General features: G+C 66.0%; 16 protein-coding genes. 8 read left to right on the top strand and 8 right to left on the bottom strand.

The window, feature by feature from the left end; all coding sequences use genetic code 11:
- Window positions 1-7: 7 nt before the first annotated feature.
- From HLG70_RS24750 to HLG70_RS24740, 3 genes are read left to right on the top strand one after another with little or no spacing between them, the layout of a single operon-like run.
- Entirely contained in the window at window positions 8-661 is a 654-nt protein-coding gene (locus tag HLG70_RS24750) for a 2-dehydro-3-deoxy-6-phosphogalactonate aldolase (RefSeq protein WP_171662955.1), read from the top strand.
- Window positions 658-1,806: a galactonate dehydratase gene (gene dgoD, locus HLG70_RS24745; RefSeq protein ID WP_105557095.1), complete on the top strand. Its 1,149-nt coding sequence runs from the start codon at window positions 658-660 to the stop codon at window positions 1,804-1,806. The genes HLG70_RS24750 and dgoD overlap by 4 nt, the downstream gene beginning before the upstream one ends.
- A 26-nt stretch (window positions 1,807-1,832) precedes the next feature.
- Window positions 1,833-3,227: an MFS transporter gene (locus HLG70_RS24740; protein WP_171662956.1), complete on the top strand. Its 1,395-nt coding sequence runs from the start codon at window positions 1,833-1,835 to the stop codon at window positions 3,225-3,227.
- Window positions 3,228-3,272: 45 nt separating this feature from the next.
- Here the strand turns inward: HLG70_RS24740 and HLG70_RS24735 are convergent, their stop codons facing one another.
- The gene (locus tag HLG70_RS24735) at window positions 3,273-6,443 is read right to left on the bottom strand and encodes an autotransporter domain-containing protein (RefSeq protein ID WP_171662957.1); all 3,171 of its coding nucleotides are present in this window, start codon (window positions 6,441-6,443) and stop codon (window positions 3,273-3,275) included.
- Window positions 6,444-6,677: 234 nt separating this feature from the next.
- Between HLG70_RS24735 and HLG70_RS24730 the strand changes: the two genes are divergently transcribed.
- Window positions 6,678-7,421 carry a PAS domain S-box protein gene (locus HLG70_RS24730; RefSeq protein WP_234103209.1) on the top strand — a complete coding sequence of 248 codons (744 nt, stop codon included), beginning with the start codon at window positions 6,678-6,680 and terminating at the stop codon, window positions 7,419-7,421.
- 5 nt (window positions 7,422-7,426) lie between these two features.
- Window positions 7,427-7,978, top strand: a complete 552-nt coding sequence (locus HLG70_RS24725) for a phospholipase D family protein (protein ID WP_171662958.1) — start codon at window positions 7,427-7,429, stop codon at window positions 7,976-7,978.
- Here the strand turns inward: HLG70_RS24725 and HLG70_RS24720 are convergent, their stop codons facing one another.
- A complete protein-coding gene (locus tag HLG70_RS24720) occupies window positions 7,979-8,407 on the bottom strand; it encodes a VOC family protein (protein ID WP_171662959.1) in 429 nt (142 codons plus the stop codon).
- A 143-nt stretch (window positions 8,408-8,550) separates the two neighbouring features.
- Here HLG70_RS24720 and HLG70_RS24715 point away from each other — a divergent pair, with 143 nt between their 5' ends.
- Together HLG70_RS24715 and HLG70_RS24710 are read left to right on the top strand one after the other, a co-directional pair.
- A complete protein-coding gene (locus tag HLG70_RS24715; protein WP_171662960.1) occupies window positions 8,551-9,045 on the top strand; it encodes a MarR family winged helix-turn-helix transcriptional regulator in 495 nt (164 codons plus the stop codon).
- A complete protein-coding gene (locus HLG70_RS24710; protein ID WP_171662961.1) occupies window positions 9,042-9,506 on the top strand; it encodes a hypothetical protein in 465 nt (154 codons plus the stop codon). The genes HLG70_RS24715 and HLG70_RS24710 overlap by 4 nt, the downstream gene beginning before the upstream one ends.
- A 176-nt stretch (window positions 9,507-9,682) precedes the next feature.
- On the opposite strand, the gene HLG70_RS24705 is transcribed toward HLG70_RS24710, so the two are convergent.
- The 6 genes from HLG70_RS24705 to hydA all read right to left on the bottom strand — a co-directional run bounded on the left by HLG70_RS24705 (window position 9,683) and on the right by hydA (window position 17,808).
- Window positions 9,683-11,335 carry an ABC transporter ATP-binding protein gene (locus HLG70_RS24705; RefSeq protein ID WP_171662962.1) on the bottom strand — a complete coding sequence of 551 codons (1,653 nt, stop codon included), beginning with the start codon at window positions 11,333-11,335 and terminating at the stop codon, window positions 9,683-9,685.
- Between the two features lies 1 nt (window position 11,336).
- Window positions 11,337-12,233 carry an ABC transporter permease gene (locus tag HLG70_RS24700; RefSeq protein ID WP_171662963.1) on the bottom strand — a complete coding sequence of 299 codons (897 nt, stop codon included), beginning with the start codon at window positions 12,231-12,233 and terminating at the stop codon, window positions 11,337-11,339.
- Between the two features lie 10 nt (window positions 12,234-12,243).
- Window positions 12,244-13,185 (bottom strand): ABC transporter permease, encoded by a 942-nt coding sequence (locus HLG70_RS24695; RefSeq protein WP_171662964.1) that lies wholly within the window; start codon window positions 13,183-13,185, stop codon window positions 12,244-12,246.
- Between the two features lie 6 nt (window positions 13,186-13,191).
- Window positions 13,192-14,796: an ABC transporter substrate-binding protein gene (locus HLG70_RS24690; protein WP_234103207.1), complete on the bottom strand. Its 1,605-nt coding sequence runs from the start codon at window positions 14,794-14,796 to the stop codon at window positions 13,192-13,194.
- Window positions 14,797-14,871: 75 nt separating this feature from the next.
- Complete coding sequence (locus HLG70_RS24685; RefSeq protein ID WP_171662965.1) at window positions 14,872-16,314, bottom strand: amidohydrolase family protein; 1,443 nt, start codon at window positions 16,312-16,314, stop codon at window positions 14,872-14,874.
- A gap of 45 nt (window positions 16,315-16,359) precedes the next feature.
- A complete protein-coding gene (gene hydA / locus HLG70_RS24680) occupies window positions 16,360-17,808 on the bottom strand; it encodes a dihydropyrimidinase (protein ID WP_171662966.1) in 1,449 nt (482 codons plus the stop codon).
- Between the two features lie 318 nt (window positions 17,809-18,126).
- Between hydA and HLG70_RS24675 the strand changes: the two genes are divergently transcribed.
- Window positions 18,127-18,807 carry a GntR family transcriptional regulator gene (locus HLG70_RS24675; RefSeq protein WP_171662967.1) on the top strand — a complete coding sequence of 227 codons (681 nt, stop codon included), beginning with the start codon at window positions 18,127-18,129 and terminating at the stop codon, window positions 18,805-18,807.
- Window positions 18,808-18,813 lie beyond the last annotated feature (6 nt).

The raw sequence follows: 18,813 nt of genomic DNA, 5'->3' as shown, positions 1-18,813 counted from the left end.
ACCCTCCATGACCCACCCCGGTCTGCAAACCGCCATGGCCCACTGCGGCCTGATCGCCATCCTGCGCGGCATCACCCCCGCCGAAGCCGAACCCGTCGGCCAGGCGCTCTACGACGCGGGCTTTCGCCTGATCGAAGTGCCGCTCAATTCGCCCGACCCGCTGGACAGCATCCGCGCCATGCGCGCGGCCCTGCCCACGGATTGCCTGATCGGCGCCGGCACCGTGCTCAATCCCGACGACTGCGCCCGGATCCAGAACGCGGGCGGCGAACTCATCGTCATGCCGCACAGCGATCCCGCGGTGATCCGCGCCGCCAAGAAGCTGGGCATGGCGTCCTGCCCCGGCGTCGCCACCCCCACCGAAGCCTTCGCGGCGCTGGCCGCTGGCGCCGACGTGCTGAAGATGTTCCCCGCCGAACAGCTGGGCCCCGTCGTGCTGAAGGCCTGGCGCGCCGTGATGCGCCCGCCGATCGCGCTGGTTCCCGTGGGCGGCATCACCCCCGACAACCTTTCCACTTACGCCCAGGCGGGCGCCAGCGGCTTCGGCCTGGGCTCCGCCTTGTACAAACCCGGCCTGACGGCCACCGAAGTCGGCCAGAACGCGCGCGCATTCATCGCCGCCTGGCAACGCGCCTATCCCGCCCAGGAGACCCAAGCATGAAGATCACCAAGCTCACCACCTACATCGTGCCGCCCCGGTGGTGCTTCCTGAAGATTGAAACGGACGAAGGCATCGTCGGCTGGGGCGAACCCGTCGTCGAAGGCCGCGCGCACTCTGTCGCCGCCGCCGTCGAAGAGCTGTCCGACTACCTGATCGGCAAAGATCCCCGCAATATCGAAGACCACTGGACGGTGCTGTACCGCGGCGGCTTCTACCGTGGCGGCGCCATCCACATGAGCGCGCTGGCCGGCATAGACCAGGCGCTGTGGGACATCAAGGGCAAGCACCTGGGCGTGCCCGTATCGCAACTGCTGGGCGGCAACGTGCGCGACCGCATTCGCGTGTACTCGTGGATCGGCGGCGACCGCCCCGCCGATACCGCCGCGGCCGCCAAGAGCGCCGTGGACCGCGGCTTTACCGCCGTGAAGATGAACGGCACCGAAGAGCTGCAATACATCGACTCGTTCGACAAGGTTGAAAAATGCCTGGAGAACGTGGCCGCCGTGCGCGACGCAGTCGGCCCCAACGTGGGTATCGGCGTGGACTTCCACGGCCGCGTCCACAAGCCCATGGCCAAGGTGCTGATGAAAGAGCTGGACCCGTTCAAGCTCATGTTCATCGAAGAGCCCGTGCTGAGCGAACACTATGAAGCGCTGAAGGAACTGGCCCCGCTGACCTCCACCCCGATCGCGCTGGGCGAACGGCTGTTCTCGCGCTGGGACTTCAAGCGCGTGCTGTCCGAAGGCTATGTGGACATCATCCAGCCCGATCCGTCGCACGCCGGCGGCATCACCGAAACCCGCAAGATCGCCGCCATGGCCGAAGCCTATGACGTGGCGCTGGCCCTGCACTGCCCGCTGGGTCCCATCGCCCTGGCCACCTGCCTGCAGATCGACGCCGGCTGCTACAACGCCTTCATCCAGGAACAAAGCCTGGGCATCCACTACAACGCCGCCAACGACCTGCTGGACTATGTCAGCAACCGCGAGGTCTTCGCCTACGAAGACGGCATGGTCGCCATTCCGCAAGGCCCGGGCCTGGGCATCGAAGTGAACGAGGAGTACGTCAAGGAACGCGCCGCCGTGGGCCACCGCTGGCGCAACCCCATCTGGCGTCACGCCGACGGCAGCTTCGCCGAGTGGTAAGCCGATAAAAGAGAGAGGAGACACCCTTGTCCACCGCCACCCACGCCGGCCTGCAAAGCGCCCAGCGGCCCACCCGCAGCCGCTACATCATCATGGTGATGCTGTTCATCACCGTCGTCATCAACTACCTGGACCGCAGCAACCTGTCCATCGCCGCGCCCGCCCTCAAGGACGAGTTCGGCCTGGACACCTGGCATGAAGGCCTGATCCTGTCGGCCTTCGGCTGGACCTATGCCGCCATGCAGATCCCCGGCGGCTGGCTGGTGGACCGCGTGTCCCCCCGCATTCTGTACGCCGCTGCGCTGATCCTGTGGTCCGCGGCCACGTTCTTCATGGGCTTTGCCGGCAGCTTCGTCATCCTGTTCGTGCTGCGCCTGGCCGTGGGCGCACTGGAGGCCCCGGCCTATCCCATCAACAACCGCGTCGTCACCACCTGGTTCCCCGAACGCGAACGCGCCACCGCCATCGGCTTCTACACCTCGGGCCAGTTCGTCGGCCTGGCGTTCCTGACGCCGGTGCTGGCCTGGCTGCAGCACCACTACGGCTGGCACATGGTGTTCGTCAGCACCGGGCTTCTGGGCATCGTCTGGGGCGTGCTGTGGTTCATGATCTATCGCGAGCCGCGCCAGTTCAAGGGCGCCAACGCGGCGGAGATCGAGCTGATCCAGCAAGGCGGCGGCGTCGTCGACCTCGACAAGCGAGTCCGGGAAGAAGATGCCCCCACGGAGCGCCCGCAAAGCGGGCTCCCTGCCCCCCAAGGGGGCACCTTTCGCCTTGGGTCGGCCCGGCGGCGAAAGAAGGCCCCCTTCAACTGGAATGACCTGGGCCTGGTCATGTCCAAGCGCAAGCTCTGGGGCGTGTACCTGGGCCAGTTCTGCCTGACGTCCACGCTGTGGTTCTTCCTGACCTGGTTCCCCACCTATCTGGTCAAGTACCGCGGCATGGACTTCATCAAGTCAGGCTTTCTGGCGTCCGTGCCGTTCCTGGCCGCGTTCATCGGCGTACTGTGCTCGGGCGTGCTGTCCGACTTCCTGATCCGCCGCGGCGCCACCGTCGGCCTCGCGCGCAAGCTGCCCATCATCCTGGGCCTCCTGATCTCCACGTCCATGATCGGCGCGAACTTCACGGATTCCACGCCCTGGGTCATCTTCTTTCTGGCCGTGGCCTTCTTTGGCAACGGGCTGGCGTCGATCACCTGGTCGCTGGTGTCCACGCTGGCGCCGGTGCGCCTCCTGGGCCTGACTGGCGGCGTGTTCAACTTCGTCGGCAACCTGTCCTCCATCTGCACGCCGATCGTGATCGGCCTGCTGGTGTCCAAGGACAGCTTCGCCCCGGCCATCGTATACGTGTCGTCGCTGGCCCTGCTGGGTGCGCTGTCGTACATCCTGCTGGTGGGCAAGGTGGAGCGGATCGAGGCTTGAGCGGCTTGCGATGGTCTGGCGGCGCCAAGCCGCCAGACCATCGCGTCAGAATTGCCAGCGTATGTTTACGTTGGCCGAGTGCTCCCGGCTGCCGCTGGCGTATTGCCCGGCATAGCCCAGTCCCAGCGTAGCCGTGCGCGCTATCGCCACTTCCGCGCCCAACTCCACCAGCGCGGCATCCCGCCCGATGGGCGCGCCCGCGACGGTAAAGGGTTGGCCGGCGTCGAACGCCAGGCGCGATTCGGGCTTTACGTCGCCGAACACGTGGCGCCAGCCCACGGTGCCGTAGACCCTGCCCTGACGGCCGGCGGCATCGAACCCCTGAGCGGCGCGCAAACCCAAGGTGGAATGCGTCTGCTGCGTGCTGCCCGACTCGCCGGACAAGGCGGCATCACCGCCGCTCTCCGAAAAGCCACGGGTGCGCAGATCACTCCAGGCCAGGCCGGCGAACGGCTCCAGCGTGGTGCGCTCGGCCAGCTTCCAGGCATAGGACAACTCCGTGAAGACCTGGCTGGTGCTGGCGCCATAGTCCGCCGTCAGTGCGGCGGTCTGGCTGCTGGCGTAGCGCCGCGTGGAGATGTCGTTCCAGGTATAGCCCGCGCCCGCCAGGAACTGCCAGGCGCCGGGACCGGCAGCCACCGATTTACCGCCGTAAACCAGTGCGCTGTAGCTCGCCACATCCGCGTGCGACGACCGCTCGTCCACCCGGACTTTGCTGTCGGTGAACCCCAGCGCGCCACCGACGCGCCAATCCGCGCCCACGGGCCGGTCCGCGCCCACGAACAGGCCGCCGACATGCTGGCGTACCCGGGCGGCATTGCCGTCGCCGTCGATGGTCTGCCAATTGCCCACGACCTCGGCCCAGGCCGGCCGCGCGCCGGAGAGCGGCAGCGCGGCGGTTGAAAGCGGCGCATCGGAAACGCCTGCGGCCGCGGTCGGGGCGCCGGGCAGCGCGCCGGCCTGCAGATTGGCGCGCAGCTTGGCCAATGGCGTGGCGCGGGCTTGCGCCGCTCCCTGGAGCATGGTGTTGGCGATGCTGGCGTGCACTTCGCCGGACAGGCTGTCGAAGACGTCCTGGGACTGGCCTTGCGCCAACGTGGCGACATACTGACGCAGCGCGCTGTCATTGCCCAGGCTTTCCAGGGCGCCGGCCACGGCGCGCTGGTTGGGGGTGTCGGCGCCCGTTGGGAAAGCGCGAGTCTGCAGCAGCCCCAGCGTCACGTCCGTCGCGCCGTAGGTCAGCCGGGGATCCAGGAACGCGTAGTTCGACGCCACGCTGTCGAACTGCCCCTGGATCGCGTTGGCATGGAGAATCGTATAGCTGATATTGGGCGTGAAATTCCCGTCCGGTCCCACGTGCAACACGGAACCGGCCAGCCGCGCGATGCCGTTCACCACCACCCGGTCGCTGTCGGCGGAACCCGGCGCCGCTTCGACGCGGTAGGCCGATCCGGGCGCAAAAGTCAGGTCGCCATTGACGGTCAAGGTGCCGATGGAATTGCCGGGGCTCAAGGTCGAACCGCTGGCCAGGGTCGTCGAACCCACCGAGCCCGAACCGGTCAGCGTGCCGCCAGCGCCCACGCTGACCGGACCAGCCAGCGCGCCATTGACCGCGAGTGAACCGCCCGACACCGTCGTCCGCCCGATGTTGCTGCTGTTGCCGGTCAGAATCACATCGCCCGACATGATGTTGACCCGACCGTTTCCTTCTATGCTGCCGCCGTACGTCAAGGCGGGGCCGATGAAGTTGAACAGCAGTTCGCCATCGCCCGCACCGAACCGCAGCACCGGCGCGTTCAACACGCCGGCGGGTGGCGGGCCGAAGCCGGCGGGTACGCCCATGATCAGCGTCCCCTTTGATCCGGCGGCATTGGCAATCACGACTTCGGGCGCGCTCAACGTGCCGCCAAACATCAAGAGGACTCGTCCTTCGCCTTCATTGCCTATGGTGACCGGCCCGGCCGAGGTCCAGTTCGAACCACCGCCCATTATCGTCATGGTTCCGTAGGAGCCGGCCAGGTGGCCCAGCGAGCCATTCAGGCTGGACAGCCGGCCGCCGTCCAGGACGCCCAATGCGCCGCGTGCGCCATTCTTCTCACCGACGATGAAAATGCCGCTGTTGATCCAGGACGAGCCCGCGCCCGCTATGTTGGCCGCGCTGTTGCCGTTCTGCACCCCGACGTAGCCGGAGGTGCCGCTGACGGTCGCTCCATCCGCGACGTTGAGCACGCCATCGCCCAGATTGCCGACCACGACCGGCCCCGAACTGATCCAGGAGCTGCCCGCGCCCCAGGCCGTGATCATCCCGGTGGATCCTGCCTGGTCGCCCGCCACGACGCCGCCGCTCTCGACGCGGCCAGCGCCGCTGATGAAGACCGAGCCCATACCTTTGTTTCCCACAAGCACGGGCAATCCCGCACTCACGGTCGACCCCGCGCCATCGACGTACAAGTAGCCGTTGGCGCGGGCCGCGTCGCCGAGCCGGATCTGGAAGGTGCTGGCTGTTGCGCCCGCCAGGACTCTGACCGAGCCCGAGGCGGTGGTGCTGGGCGCGCCGGCGCCGTCGCCACCGATCACCAGCGTGGGGGCATACAAGGTCGAGCCGGCATCAGACACGACGACCTCGCCAAAGCCGGCGCCGCTGCGTCCCACCATCAGCGTGGCAGCTTCGGCCACAGCCTTGTCCTGGATCACCAGCCCGCCCTTTCCGGCCTCGCCCACGGACAAGGTCCCCAGGGCTTGAAGCAGGCTGCCGGCGCCAGACAGGGAAACCGACGCGTCGCTACCCGCGGCCTGGCCGATCATTCCATCCTGCGTGTGCCAGGTATTGGCGGTGCCACCGCTGCCCAGGGTTACCTTGGCAGTGGCGCCCCAGTCATAGCCCAACGCGAAGTTGGTGGTGGTCAGGCTGCCGCCCGGCAGAAACGTCAGCGAGCTGGTACCGGTGTTGCCCAGCGACAGCGACGACACACTCCGCATGTCATCCAGATCGATGGTGCCGGACGGAACATACGCGTCGTCTGCGCTTCCGGGCACGGTGCCGCCCCAGTTCGCAGGCAGGCTCCACAGATTCGCCCCCCCGGCGCCCAGCCAGGTGAGGCTCGCCGCGAAGGAAGATTGCGAGCCCAGGCTCAGCGCCGCCGCGGTTGCGATAGCCGCGGACAGCGGACGCAGGGCAAAGACGGGAATGCGGCGTGGCAGGCTCTTGGGCTTCATTCTTGGATTCCAGTTTGTAGATCCCCGAGTGGTCCGCAGCCCCGCTTATGCGGGCCACAGCCTGAGGCGACGTGGAGTATATGGTTTTGAACCCGGCCGAAACTGAGCAAGGATGAGCGCGATTTGGCGATTTCCGCGCTTGCGCCGCCGCCTGAAATAAAAGCCTGGTTAAACTGGCTGCCGGCAAAACCTGGTACGGTTTCACCGGCCCCCGCTCACTACACAGGACTCCTCATGTCTGCCCCGCAGCCCGCCGATCTGATGCCGATGCTCCTGGACGCCGTCTGCGTCGTGAACGAGTCCGGCACCTTTCTTACCGTGACTGGCGCCTGCGAACAGATCTTTGGCTACACCCCCGAAGAGATGGCGGGGCGCCAGATGATGGACCTGATCTACGAGCCCGACCGTCACTCAACGCTGGCCGCCGTCGAGCACCTCATGAACGGCCGGCTCCAATACGATTTCGAGAATCGCTACGTGCGCAAGGACGGCGAGGTCGTGCGCATCATGTGGTCGGCCCGCTGGTATCCGGAGAAGAAAGTCCGCGTCGCGGTTGCCCGGGACGTCACCCATCGGCGCGGGCATCCTGCCGCATTGGAAGCGGACCCGGCGTCCGTGCAGCAGGTATCGCCCTGGCAGCTGTGCAGTGCGCCGCCCAGCCTGGTTCCGCCAGGCGCGTCCCCCATCCCCTTGTCGCACCAGGACTACACCGTTCTTGCCACGCTGGCCGCCCATGACAAGGGCGCCAGCCGTAAGGAAATCGTGCAGGCGCTGGGCAAGGATTACTGGACATACGACCGGCGCAGCCTGGATACGCAAATGCGCCGCTTGCGCAGGAAAGTCGAGCAGGCATGCGACCGGCAACTGCCCGTGGCCACGCTCAGAGGAGTGGGATATCGGTTCTACGATCCGATCGAGTTCCGCAAGCAAGTGGGGCTGCATCCAGCCTCCTGCGCACACCAGGGTCTTGAGGCGTGAAGATAATGCGATGCATCGCACTGGCGGCCCTGCTCGGCATTGCATCCCTTTCCCATGCGGAACCCAGCGTACAGGTCGGCTTTTCTCCGGAAGGCTCGGCGCGCGAGCTGGTCCTGCGGACGATTGGCGACGCCAGGCACAGCATCCAGATGCTCGCCTACGCGTTCCAGGCCCCCGACATCATGCAGGCCCTGGTTGACGCCCGGAATCGCGGCGTGGAGGTGCGCGTGGTGATCGACAAGAAGCGCAACCAGGGGAAAGCCAGCAAGACTGCCATGGACTTCGTGACCCGCAACGGTGTGGAACTGCGGACCAACGACCATTTCCACCTCCATCACGACAAGACCATCATCGTCGACGGCAGCACGGTCGAAACGGGCTCCTTCAATTTCGCGCCGTCCGCCGAGACGGCCAACTCCGAAAACGTAGTCGTCATTCGAGACATGCCGGAGGTTGCGCGCCAGTACATTGCGCACTGGCAGTCGCGCTGGGACCTCGGAAAGCCCTATCCCGCGGCCCCGGAGCTGCAATCGCCCTCACGCGGCGCCACGCGATGATCAATACGTGATTCGCACCGAAGCCGCGCTCCGGCCGGCCTCGCCGTGGAATACGGCTTCGATATTGTTCCCGTCCGGATCCAGGACGAACGCCGCGTAATAGCCGGGGTGGTAGGGGCGTTCACCCGGAGCGCCATTGTCTCTTCCGCCATGCGCCAATGCAGCGCGGTGGAATGCATCCACCATGGCGCGGTCTTGCGCCTGGAACGCCAGATGATGGCGGCCGGTCAACTCGCCCTGCACTTCCTCGCTGTCGGGCGTCGACACGAACAGCTCATCCGCCCAGAAATTACTCTGGTCGGAGCCGCCCATGGGGATCTGCAACGCGCCGAAGACGGCGGTGTAGAAGTCCTTGCTGGCGGCCAGATCCCGGACGACCAGTCCGATGTGATCGATCAAACGGCCCCGATGCAGCTCTCGTTCTTGCATGAAACGCTCCTGGCTTTGAAGTTGGACTGATGGATATTGGTGTCTGGCCACAATATTGATACTGCGAATTTTTCAGTCTGGCACCGTATTTTTCACCCCCCACCATATTGACAACTGGTTTCCATAGTTGGAAACTGGTTGTCATGAACTCATCCAGACCCCCTTCACTCCCCAGGTTTGCCGCCGATGTCGAGGCGCTCACCGACCTGACGCTCACGGTTTTCCGCACGCACGGCGCTCTGCTGCAATGGGGCGACAAGTTGGTGGAGCCCCTGGGCCTGAGCAGCGCACGCTGGCAAATGCTGGGCTCCATTGCACTCGCCGGAAGGCCGCTAACCGCCCCGCAAGTCGGAGAGGCCATGGGCGTGACGCGCCAGGGCGCGCAGAAGCAGCTCAACCTGCTGCTTGAATCCGGCCTGGTGAGTTCGCACGCCAATCCCGCCCATCGGCGCTCGCCGCTCTACGAACTCACCCCGCGTGGGCGGCAACTCTATTTGCGTGCCGAGAAACTCTGGGCGGCCCGAGCCGCCGAACTCGCCGCTCGAATTCCGCCTGCGCAGATCCATGCCGCCCGCGAAACGCTGGACACGATGCTGCGTCATTTGACTCCTCCCGATCCTTCCGGGGAAACGCCATGAAATCGAAACTGCATGCGGCAGCTGGCGCGGTCGCGCTAGTCTGCATCGTCACCTTCTGGACCTCAACCATCGTGTCCGAACTCTTTCTGAGCGAATCGACGGTAGTAGCGGTAAAGAACGGAATACTCACAGCGATGTGGCTATTGATTCCCGCGATGGCGGCAACCGGCGCCAGCGGGTTCGTGCTCGGCCAGGGACGCAAGGGGCGCCTCGTGGAAATGAAGAAGCGCCGCATGCGGGTCGTCGCGGCCAACGGCCTCCTCGTCCTGCTTCCCTGTGCGTTCACGCTCGCCTGGATGGCCAACGCGGGCCGGTTCGATGCATGGTTCTACCTGATTCAAGGCGCCGAGCTTATAGCCGGCGCCTTGAACATCATGCTGCTCGGACTGAACATGCGCGACGGCCTGCGACTTAGCCGGCACCCGCGGGTGAACCATGGTTCGCTTGCGCCGTTGAAGTAACCCACCCGCGGCAAGTACCTGTACAAGAGCCAGAAGGATCGCGCTCGGCGGCCTGACGGCCATCCTCAAGGCAACGGGATTGCGGCTGGCGGTGCCACCGCTCGATCCCACCCATGCCAATCAGGAAGTCCCGCCTTCCCGCGTAAACAGGACTCGCGGATAGGCGCTACCCGCCTTCACTGAAGCATCGCCTGCGCCGGCCGGAAATGCTTGAAGTCCCAATGCCTGCCCGGGGCGGCATCCAGCAGCTGGCGCGTGTATCCATTCCGCGGCCGGGTCAGCACCGCGGCCGCCTCCCCTGCCTCCACGATCTGCCCCGACTTCATCACCACGATGGAATTGCAGATCTGCGCCGCCACGCGCAGGTCGTGGGTAATGAACAGCACCGCCGTGTCGGTGCGGGCGCGGATGTCTTCGATCAGTTCCAGCACCTGCGCCTGCACCGATACGTCCAGCGCCGATACGGCCTCGTCTGCGATCAGGATGTCGGGCCGCAGGGCCAGGGCGCGCGCGATGCAGATGCGCTGACGCTGGCCGCCCGAGAACTGGTGCGGATACCTGTCCATGGTGTCCGTGCCCAGGCCGACGATATCCAGCAGTTCGATGGCCCGCGCGCGTGCCTCGTCTTCCGGCACGCCGAAATTGCGCATGCCCTCGACGATGGAATCTCCCACCCGGATGCGCGCGTTCAAGGAGCGGTACGGGTCCTGGAACACCACCTGGATGCGCTTGCGCACCGGATGGAACTCGCGCTTGGTGGCGGTGGCGATCTCCGTGCCGTCCAGGCGCACGCTGCCGGAGGTGGGGTCGATCAGGCGCGCAATGCAGCGGGCCAGGGTGGACTTGCCCGACCCGGACTCGCCCACGATGCCCACGATCTCCTTCTTGCGCAGCGTGAAACTGACATCACGCACGGCGTGCACCGTGCGTTTTGCCTTGAAGAAGCCGCGCTCGGCATAGGTCTTGCGCAGGCCCTGGACCACCAGCACGGGCTCGCCTTCGGGCGCCAGCCGGGCCTGCGGCGCCAGGCCCGGCACCGACGACACCAGCATGCGGGTATAGGCCTCTTTCGGGCGCGCCAGGATTTCGTCGCGCGTGCCCACTTCCACCAGGCGCCCGCGGTTCATCACCGCGATGCGGTCGGCGATCTCCGCCACCACGCCGAAGTCGTGCGTAATGAACAGCACCGCCGTATTGTGCGACTTCTGCAATTCCAGGATCAGCGCCAGGATCTGCTTCTGCGTCGTCACGTCCAGCGCGGTGGTGGGCTCGTCGGCGATCAACAGCTTGGGATTCAGGATCAGCGCTATGCAGATGACGATGCGCTGGCGCTGCCCGCCCGACAGCTGGTGCGGGTAGGAGTGATAGATGCGCTCCACGTCCGGCAGGCGCACCGACTCCAGCATGTCCAGGATCTTGCGCTTGCGGGCGGCGGCGTCCATGGCGCTATGGGTGCGCAGCACCTCGTCGATCTGCCAGCCCACGGTGCGCACCGGATTCAGCGCGGTCATGGGTTCCTGGAACACCATGGACATCCGCGTGGCTCGAAGTTCGCGCAGACGTTCCGGCGTGCAGGCCAGCACGTCCTCGCCATCCAGCAGGATGCGGCCCGCGCTGGGCCTGAGCGCATCGGGCGCCAGCAGGCCCATCACCGAGAAGGACGTGACGGACTTGCCGGAACCGGATTCGCCCACCACGCACAGGGTTTCGCCGGCGTGGATATCGAAACTGATGCCTTCGACCACGTGGCGCGCCTCGTCCTCCGGCGTTCCCACCAGCTGCACCGACAGGTTCTGCACTTGCAGCACGGGTATTGTGGATTCGTTCATGTCAGACCCTCCGCGCCATCTTGGGATCCAGCGCGTCGCGCATGGCATCGCCCAGCATGTTCACGCTGAGCACCGTCAGGGCCAGGAACAGGCCCGGCAACAGGATCAGCTCGGGCTTGATCTGGAAGTACATGCGGCCCTCTGCGATCACGTTGCCCCAGGACGGGAACTCGGGCGGCATGCCCACGCCCAGAAAGCTCATGACCGCCTCGGACAGCATGGCGGACGCGAAGATGAAGGTGCCCTGCACAATCAGCGGCGCCAGCGTGTTGGGCACCAGGTGGCGCATCATCAAGGTCCGGGTCGGTGTGCCCAGCGAGATCGCGGCTTCCACATAGGGTTCGTCGCGCAGGCTCAGGATCAGGCCGCGCACCAGTCGCACCACCCGCGGAAACTCCGGCACGGCGATGGCGATCAGCACCGTCAGCATGCTGGCGCCGGTCACGGCGACCAGGGCGATGGCCAGCAGGATGCTGGGCACCGACATGATGCCGTCCATGATCCGCATGATGACCATGTCCGCCGCGCGGAAGTAGCCGGCGATCACGCCCAGCAGCAGCCCGGGTATCAGCGCCACCACGGCGGTGCCCGCGCCTATCATCAGCGAGATGCGCGCGCCGTGGATCACGCGCGACAGCACGTCGCGTCCGTAGGCATCGGTGCCGAACCAGTGCTCGGCGGAAAAGCCCTTCAGGCGCTGCATCGGATTGATCGCCATGGGGTCGGCCAGGCCCAGCAGATTGGCCGCGATGGCCGCCAGGACGATGACGGCCAGCATCACCAGGGCGGCCATGACCGGCCCGGTGGACAGCGTGCGGACCAGCGCCGAGCGCGGACGCTTGCGGACGGCGGGCGCAGCCGCGGCCGCCCCCGCCATGGAGTGTATAGAGGTGGACATGCGGATTCCTTCAGTAGCGGATGCGCGGGTCGAACACCGAGTACAGGACGTCGATGGTCAGGTTCACGCCGATGTAGACCAGCGAGAACAGCAGGATCAGGCCCTGGATCAGCGGATAGTCGCGGGCCAGTACGGACTCCACCACCAGCCGGCCCAGCCCGGGCAGGTTGAACACCGATTCCGTGACCACCACGCCGCTGATCAGCAAGGCGATGCTGACGCCGATCACGGTGATGATGGGCACGGCCGCGTTGCGCAGCGCGTGGGCCATCATCACGGCGCGCTCGGTGATGCCCTTGGCGCGCGCGGTGCGGATGAAGTCCTCGCCCATCACCTCCAGCACACTGCTGCGGGCAATGCGCGCAATCAGCGCGACAAAGCCCGTACTGAGCGCGATCGTGGGCAGCAGCAGGTGCATGCCAAAGGCCAGCAGGCCGGCCGACGGCGACTTGTAGCCTTGCACCGGCAGCCAGCCCAGCTTCATCGCGAACAGCAGGATCAGCGCGTAGCCGGTGACGAAGATCGGCACCGAGAAGCCCAACACCGAAAACGCCATCACCGCCCGGTCCGCGCGGGTGCCGCGCCGCCAGGCCGAGAACACGCCCAGCGGCACCGCGATCAGCGTGGACAGCAGGATCGTCGACAGCGCCAGGGCCAGCGACGGCCCGACGCGGTTGCCGATCATGGACGTGACCGGCGTACCCGAATGCAGCGACACGCCCAGATCGCCCTGCAGCACCTGCCCGCCCCACAACAGGAACTGAGTGGCCATGGACCGGTCCAGCCCCATGTGCTCGCGGATCTGCGCAAGCTGGGTCTCGGTGGCCGCATCGCCCGCCAGAATCAGCGCGGGGTCTCCCGGCGTCAGGCGCAGCAGGCAGAACACCAGCACGGCGACCGTCAGCACCACGGGAACCGTGGCCAGGATGCGTCTGAGTATGTAGCTGAACATGCTGGCTTACCGGCTGGCTTTCTTGATGTTCCAGAACACCGGCGCGGGCGAGTCCAGCACACCCGACAGCTTCTTGCTGAATGCAGCCGCCGTCTCGATCTGGCCCAGCGTGATCGCCACGCCTTCGTCCAGCATCACGTCCTGCAGCTGCTCCGCAAGCTGCTTGCGCTCGGCGTCCGTGCCCGCCACCAGGAACTTGTCGCGCAGCGCTTCCACCTGCGGCACGGTCGGCCAGCCGAACCAGGCTTTCTCGCCGTTGGCCGACACGCCATAGTTGCGCAGCGGGTCCATGATTTCACTCACGTGCCACGTAGTCACGAAGATGCTCCAGCCGCCCTTGGCCGGCACGTCGCGGTTGGCGCGGCGCGACAGCATGGTCATGAAGTCCATGGCCTGCAGCTGCACATTGAAGCCCGCCTGACGCAGCTGCTGCGCCATCACCACGGGAATCGCCGAGGCCATGGCGATATCGGTGGCGTGCAGGATCACCACGGGCGACCCGTCATACTTGGCCTCCTTCAGCAAGGCCTTGGCCTTCTCGATGTTGGACGGCACGATCATGTCGGCGCGCGTATTGCTGGAATACGGCAGGTTGCAGCCGAACACCGCGCCGCAGGTCTTGAAGAACTCCGGATCGCCAACCTGAGCCTTCAGGATGTCGTCCTGCCCCACCGCGTACATGGCGGCCTGGCGGACCAGCTTGTTGTTGAACGGCGCATTCAGCTGGTTGAAGCGGTACATGGGCTGATAGCCCATCTTGTCCAGCACGCGCAGCGTCAGGTCGGACGAGCCCTTGACCATGGGCACCAGGTCGAACGGCACGGTCTCGATGTAGTCGACCTCTCCGCCCAGCAGGGCATTCACGGTCGTCATCGGGTCGGCCATGGCCACCCATTCCACGCGGTCCACGTTGACCACCTTGCCGCCCGCCGTCCAGCTGGGCGCTTCCTTGCGCGGCACGTAATCGGTGTTCTTCTCATACACCGTCTTCACGCCCGGCTGGAATTCCTTCTGCACGAACTTGAAGGGGCCCGAACCGGTGTAGTCGGTGATGGCTTGCGCCACCGGCGTCTGCGCCACGCGCTTGGGCATCATGAAGCTGGGCAGGCCGCTGGGCTTGCCCAATGCCGACAGCACGTCGGCGGGCGCGGTCAGCACAATGCTGAACGTCTTGTCGTCGATGACGTTCATCGACGACACCAGCGGCATCAGCTGGCGGCCGGTCTTGTCCGACTGCGCCCAGCGCTGGATCGAGGCCACGCAGTCCTCGGCCTTCACCGGCGTGCCGTCGTGCCACTTCAGGCCGTCGCGCAGGGTGAAGGTGTAGGTCTTGCCGTCGGGCGAGATCTCCCACTTGTCCGCCATCTGCGGCTGGATCTTGTTGTCCGCGTCCGTCGCCAGCAGCGTGTCGTAGATCATGTAGGCGTGGTTGCGCGTCTGGTGCGACGCGGTCAGCACCGGGTCCAGCACCGTCAGCTTGCTGGCCATCACCACGGTCAGCGTTTCGGCCTGCGCGGGCGCCCAGGCCATCGCTGCGGCGCAAGCCAGCGCGGCGCCAAGACGGCCCAATCCGAAGCGGGCTTCGAGTCTTTCAGCATTGAGGTAAGCCATTTCATTCCCTTGAGTTTTTATGGATGAACAGGGCCTGTCGCCGGCCCTTGAAATCGGATTGCGGATGAGCCCGGATCAGACGATGTCGAACGACAGCGGCGACATCTGTTCGGCGGTACGTCCCGCCACCAGGTCCCGCGACGGCACCAGCGCTTCGGCGCGGCGCTGGGCCTCGTCCACCTGCTCGGCCGCCTTGCGGTAATCCAGCGTATGCACCTGGCCTTCATGCACCACCCGCCGGCCGTCGATGTACACGGTGTGCACGGCGCGGTCGGCGGCGGCGTAGACCAGGCTGCGCACCGGGTCGCGCGAAGGACGCATCAGGTGATGGGTCATGTCCACCATCACCAGGTCGGCGCGCGCGCCCACCGCGATGCGGCCCAGGTCGTCGCGTCCCAGCGCCGTCGCGCCCCCGACTGTCGCGGCATGGAAGACCTCACCCGTGCTGACGGCGCGCGGCGTCTGCGCCATCAGGCGCGCCAGATAGCCCACATGACGCATTTCCTCGATCATGTTGTGCGGATAGGTGTCGGTGCCAATGCCCAGGTTGATGCCCGCCCGGCGGTAGCGCCCGAAGTCGCGCAGCGCCATGCCCCGGCGCATGAACACCGTCGGGCAGTGCGCCACGCTGGCGCCCGTGTCGGCCAGGATGAACAGGTCGGTGGCGGTGCTCCAGTGCGTGTTCGGATGATCGTCCACGAAGATGCCGTGGCCGACGATGCTGCCCGGGTCCAGCACGCCCAGGCTGTGCAGCCACTGGATCGGCGTCAGACCGTGGCGGCGCGTGATCTCGTGGAACTCAGGCAGGGATTGCGCGGCATGCGTCTGCCAGCCTATGCCCCGGCGCTGAGCCTCCTGGTGGCTGGCCTTCAGCAGTTCCGGCGTGCAGGTATCGATCTGCGCCGGCACCAGCATCCCCGTCAACCGGCCGCACTCGTGCGCCTCGGCGCGGTCGATGAGCGCCAGCGCGCGCTCCATGCCGGCTTCCCCGGCCTTCTCGTTCCATTCGTATTCGACAACGTGGCCGTTGCGCGTATACCAGCGCGCCGAACGAAACATCGGCGCGATGTAGGCGCGCAGCCCACTTTGCACCATGATGTCGATCCAGCGCTCGTGCGCCACCGACATGTCCACCACCGTGGTCACCCCGGACATCAGCAGTTCAGCGGCGGCCAGCGTCAGCTGCGCGGGCGCGGCCTCGTCGTCGCCTTCCATCGTGGGCATGTATTCGTACAGGTTCGAGTTGTACAGGCCCGCCGATCCCGTCTCGTCCGTGTAGCCCTTGTTGATGGGCTCATGCACCAGATGGCTGTGGATATCCACCAGGCCCGGCATCACCATCATGCCGCTGCCGCTGACGATTTCCGCATCCGGCGCCGCCGCCTGCGCGCCCGGCCCGACGTGCGTGATTCGCCCATCCGCGAATGCCACATCGGCGTTCTTCATGTAGACGTGCCGCTCGCGCGCCTCGTCCCAGGCAACCACAACATCGGCGTTCTTGATCAGGGTAGTTTTCAACTCGGTATCCTCCAAAATGAATCACTGTTATCCGTGCGGCGCGCGCTAACGCCAGGCGGGCTGCGCGCCCCTGCGGGCGCTGGGCGGCGCCAGGCTGGGCAGCCCGCGCGGCAGAAACTGGCCTTGCCCCGGCGCACCCGCAAAGTGCGTGCCGTCCCAAACAATCTGTCCGCGCAGCAGGGTCATGGCGGGCCAGGCCCGCAGCGTCATGCCCGCATAAGGCGTGTAGTCCACCGCGTGATGCAGGTGCGCGTTGTCCAGCGTGAAATCGCGCTCTTCCCAGATCACCAGGTCGGCATCGCTGCCGATGGCCAGCGTGCCCTTTTTCGGGTACAGGCCATAGGCCCGCGCCGGCTGGGTCGCCGTCAGTTCCACGAAGCGGTTCAAGCTGATGCGGCCGCCCAGCACGCCCTCGGAATACAGCAGCGGCATGCGCGTTTCGATGCCGGGGATGCCGTTGGGGATATGGCGGAAGGCCACTTCCTTGCCGCCAGGCGTCTTGCCGTCCTCGCCCGTGAGGTTGAAGGGCGAGTGGTCCGACGAGAACACCGTGAACAGGCCGTCGGCCAGGCCTTGCCAGATGTCTTCCTGGCTGGACTTGTCGCGCGGCGGCGGGCTACACACGCAGCGCGCGCCGAAGTAGCTGTCGTCCGTGCCCAGGTCCGCCGCCGTCAGCAGGATGTATTGCGGACAGGTTTCGGCGTAGACGTTCAGGCCCTTGGCGCGCGCCTCGCGGATCTGCGCCACGGCCTCGCCGCCCGAGATATGCACCAGCAGGATAGGCACGTCGATGAGTTCGGACAGCGCGATTGCCCGGTGCGCGCCCTCGCGCTCCACCAGGGTCGGGCGCGACACCGCATGAAAGCGCGGCGCGGTGCGGCCCGCGGCTTCCAGGCGGCGGGTCAGCCAGGCGATGCAATCCGAGTTCTCGGCATGGATCATCGCCATGCCTCCATGCGTGCGCGCCACGTCCAGCACGTCCAGTATCTGGCCGTCGGACAGTTTCAGCGCGTCGTAGGTCATGTACAGCTTGAACGAGGTGTAGCCCGCCTCGATCAGGCGCGGCAGCTCTTCATTCAGCACGGCCGGCGTGGGATCGGTCAGGATCAGGTGGAAGGCATAGTCCACGCAGGCGCGGCCCTCGGCGCGCTGGTGGTAGTCATCGATGGCCGCCTGCAGCGTGCCGCCCTTGCGCTGCGCCGCGAACGGAATCACGGTGGTGGTTCCGCCGCAAACCGCCGACCGCGTGCCGGTATGGAAGTCGTCGGCCAGCTTCACGGGCGGCGCCATCGGCTGATCCAGGTGGCAATGCGCATCGACGCCGCCCGGCGTCACCACGCGCCCGGCCACGTCGATTTCACACAGGCCCTTCGCCAGGCCCTGGCCGATCTGCACGATCCGGCCGTCCGAAATCCCCAGATCCGCCCGGCACGTGTCGCCGGCGGTCGCCAGCACCGCGTCCCGCAGCACCAGATCAAAACCCTGCTTCGTCATATGCGTCAGCCCGTCTGATCCGCCCGTTTTCCGTACCGCGCGGCGGTTCGGGGAGGGCAAGTTGTGAGCGGATTCTAGGCCGAATACAGAAATGATTACGCTAGTGATTACCCTGAAATATACATTTCAACCATAAATTGTTAACATTATTTTTGACTGCCTGATTCAGCTTCCAACAACAGCGGCGGTCAATCGGGTATCTTCACGTTCACCCGTCAGGTTGCAGACAACGTGACGTCTACAAGCGGCAAAGAACCGCTCATTGCCCACGGCGGCGATCCCGCCCTGGCACCCCACGCGCAAACCAACAACGAGCCCATGGCATCAGACAAACGCGAAAACACGGTCACCGGCATCTACGAGCGCATCTACCGCGCCATCCTGGACAACCGGCTCAAACCCGGCACCAAGCTGGTCGAAGAGCGCCTGGCCGAGATCTTCGAGGTCAGCCGGCCCCGCATCCGCGAGGTGCTGGCGCGCCTGGCGCACGAACAGATCGTGGAACTGTTCCCCCAGCGCGGCGCCTATGTGGCCAAGCCCTCCATTGAAAAGGCACGCGACGTCTTCGAAGCGCGCAGGCTGATCGAACCCGCCGTGGTGCGCCGCCTGACGCAGAACCTGACGCCGGAAAAGCTTGCACGCCTGCGCGAACACGTCATCCTGGAACACGATGCCCGCAAGCGCGACGACAAGCGCGCCATCATCCGGCTGGCCGGAGAATTCCACATCCTGTTGAGCGAACTGGCGGGCAACGGCGAATTCGCGCGCACCATGCGCGAGCTGTCCACGCTGACCTGTCTGGTCATCTTCCTGTACAACCTGCCCACCGCCACCAGCTGCCGCGACGACGAGCACGAACTCATCACCGAAGCCATCGCCGCCCGCGACGCACAGCGCGCCGCGGAGCTCACGCTGCACCATCTGGACCACATCGAACAGAGCGTGAAGCTGGAATCGGTGGAAGAGTCGGTCGACCTGGAAGACGTATTCAAGTTCTGACCCAGG

The sequence above is a fragment of the Achromobacter deleyi genome (assembly GCF_013116765.2).
GTDB classification, from domain to species: domain Bacteria; phylum Pseudomonadota; class Gammaproteobacteria; order Burkholderiales; family Burkholderiaceae_B; genus Achromobacter; species Achromobacter deleyi_A.
The sequence above is the reverse complement of the archived record's forward strand: the minus strand, read 5'-3'. Positions and strand labels throughout refer to the sequence as shown.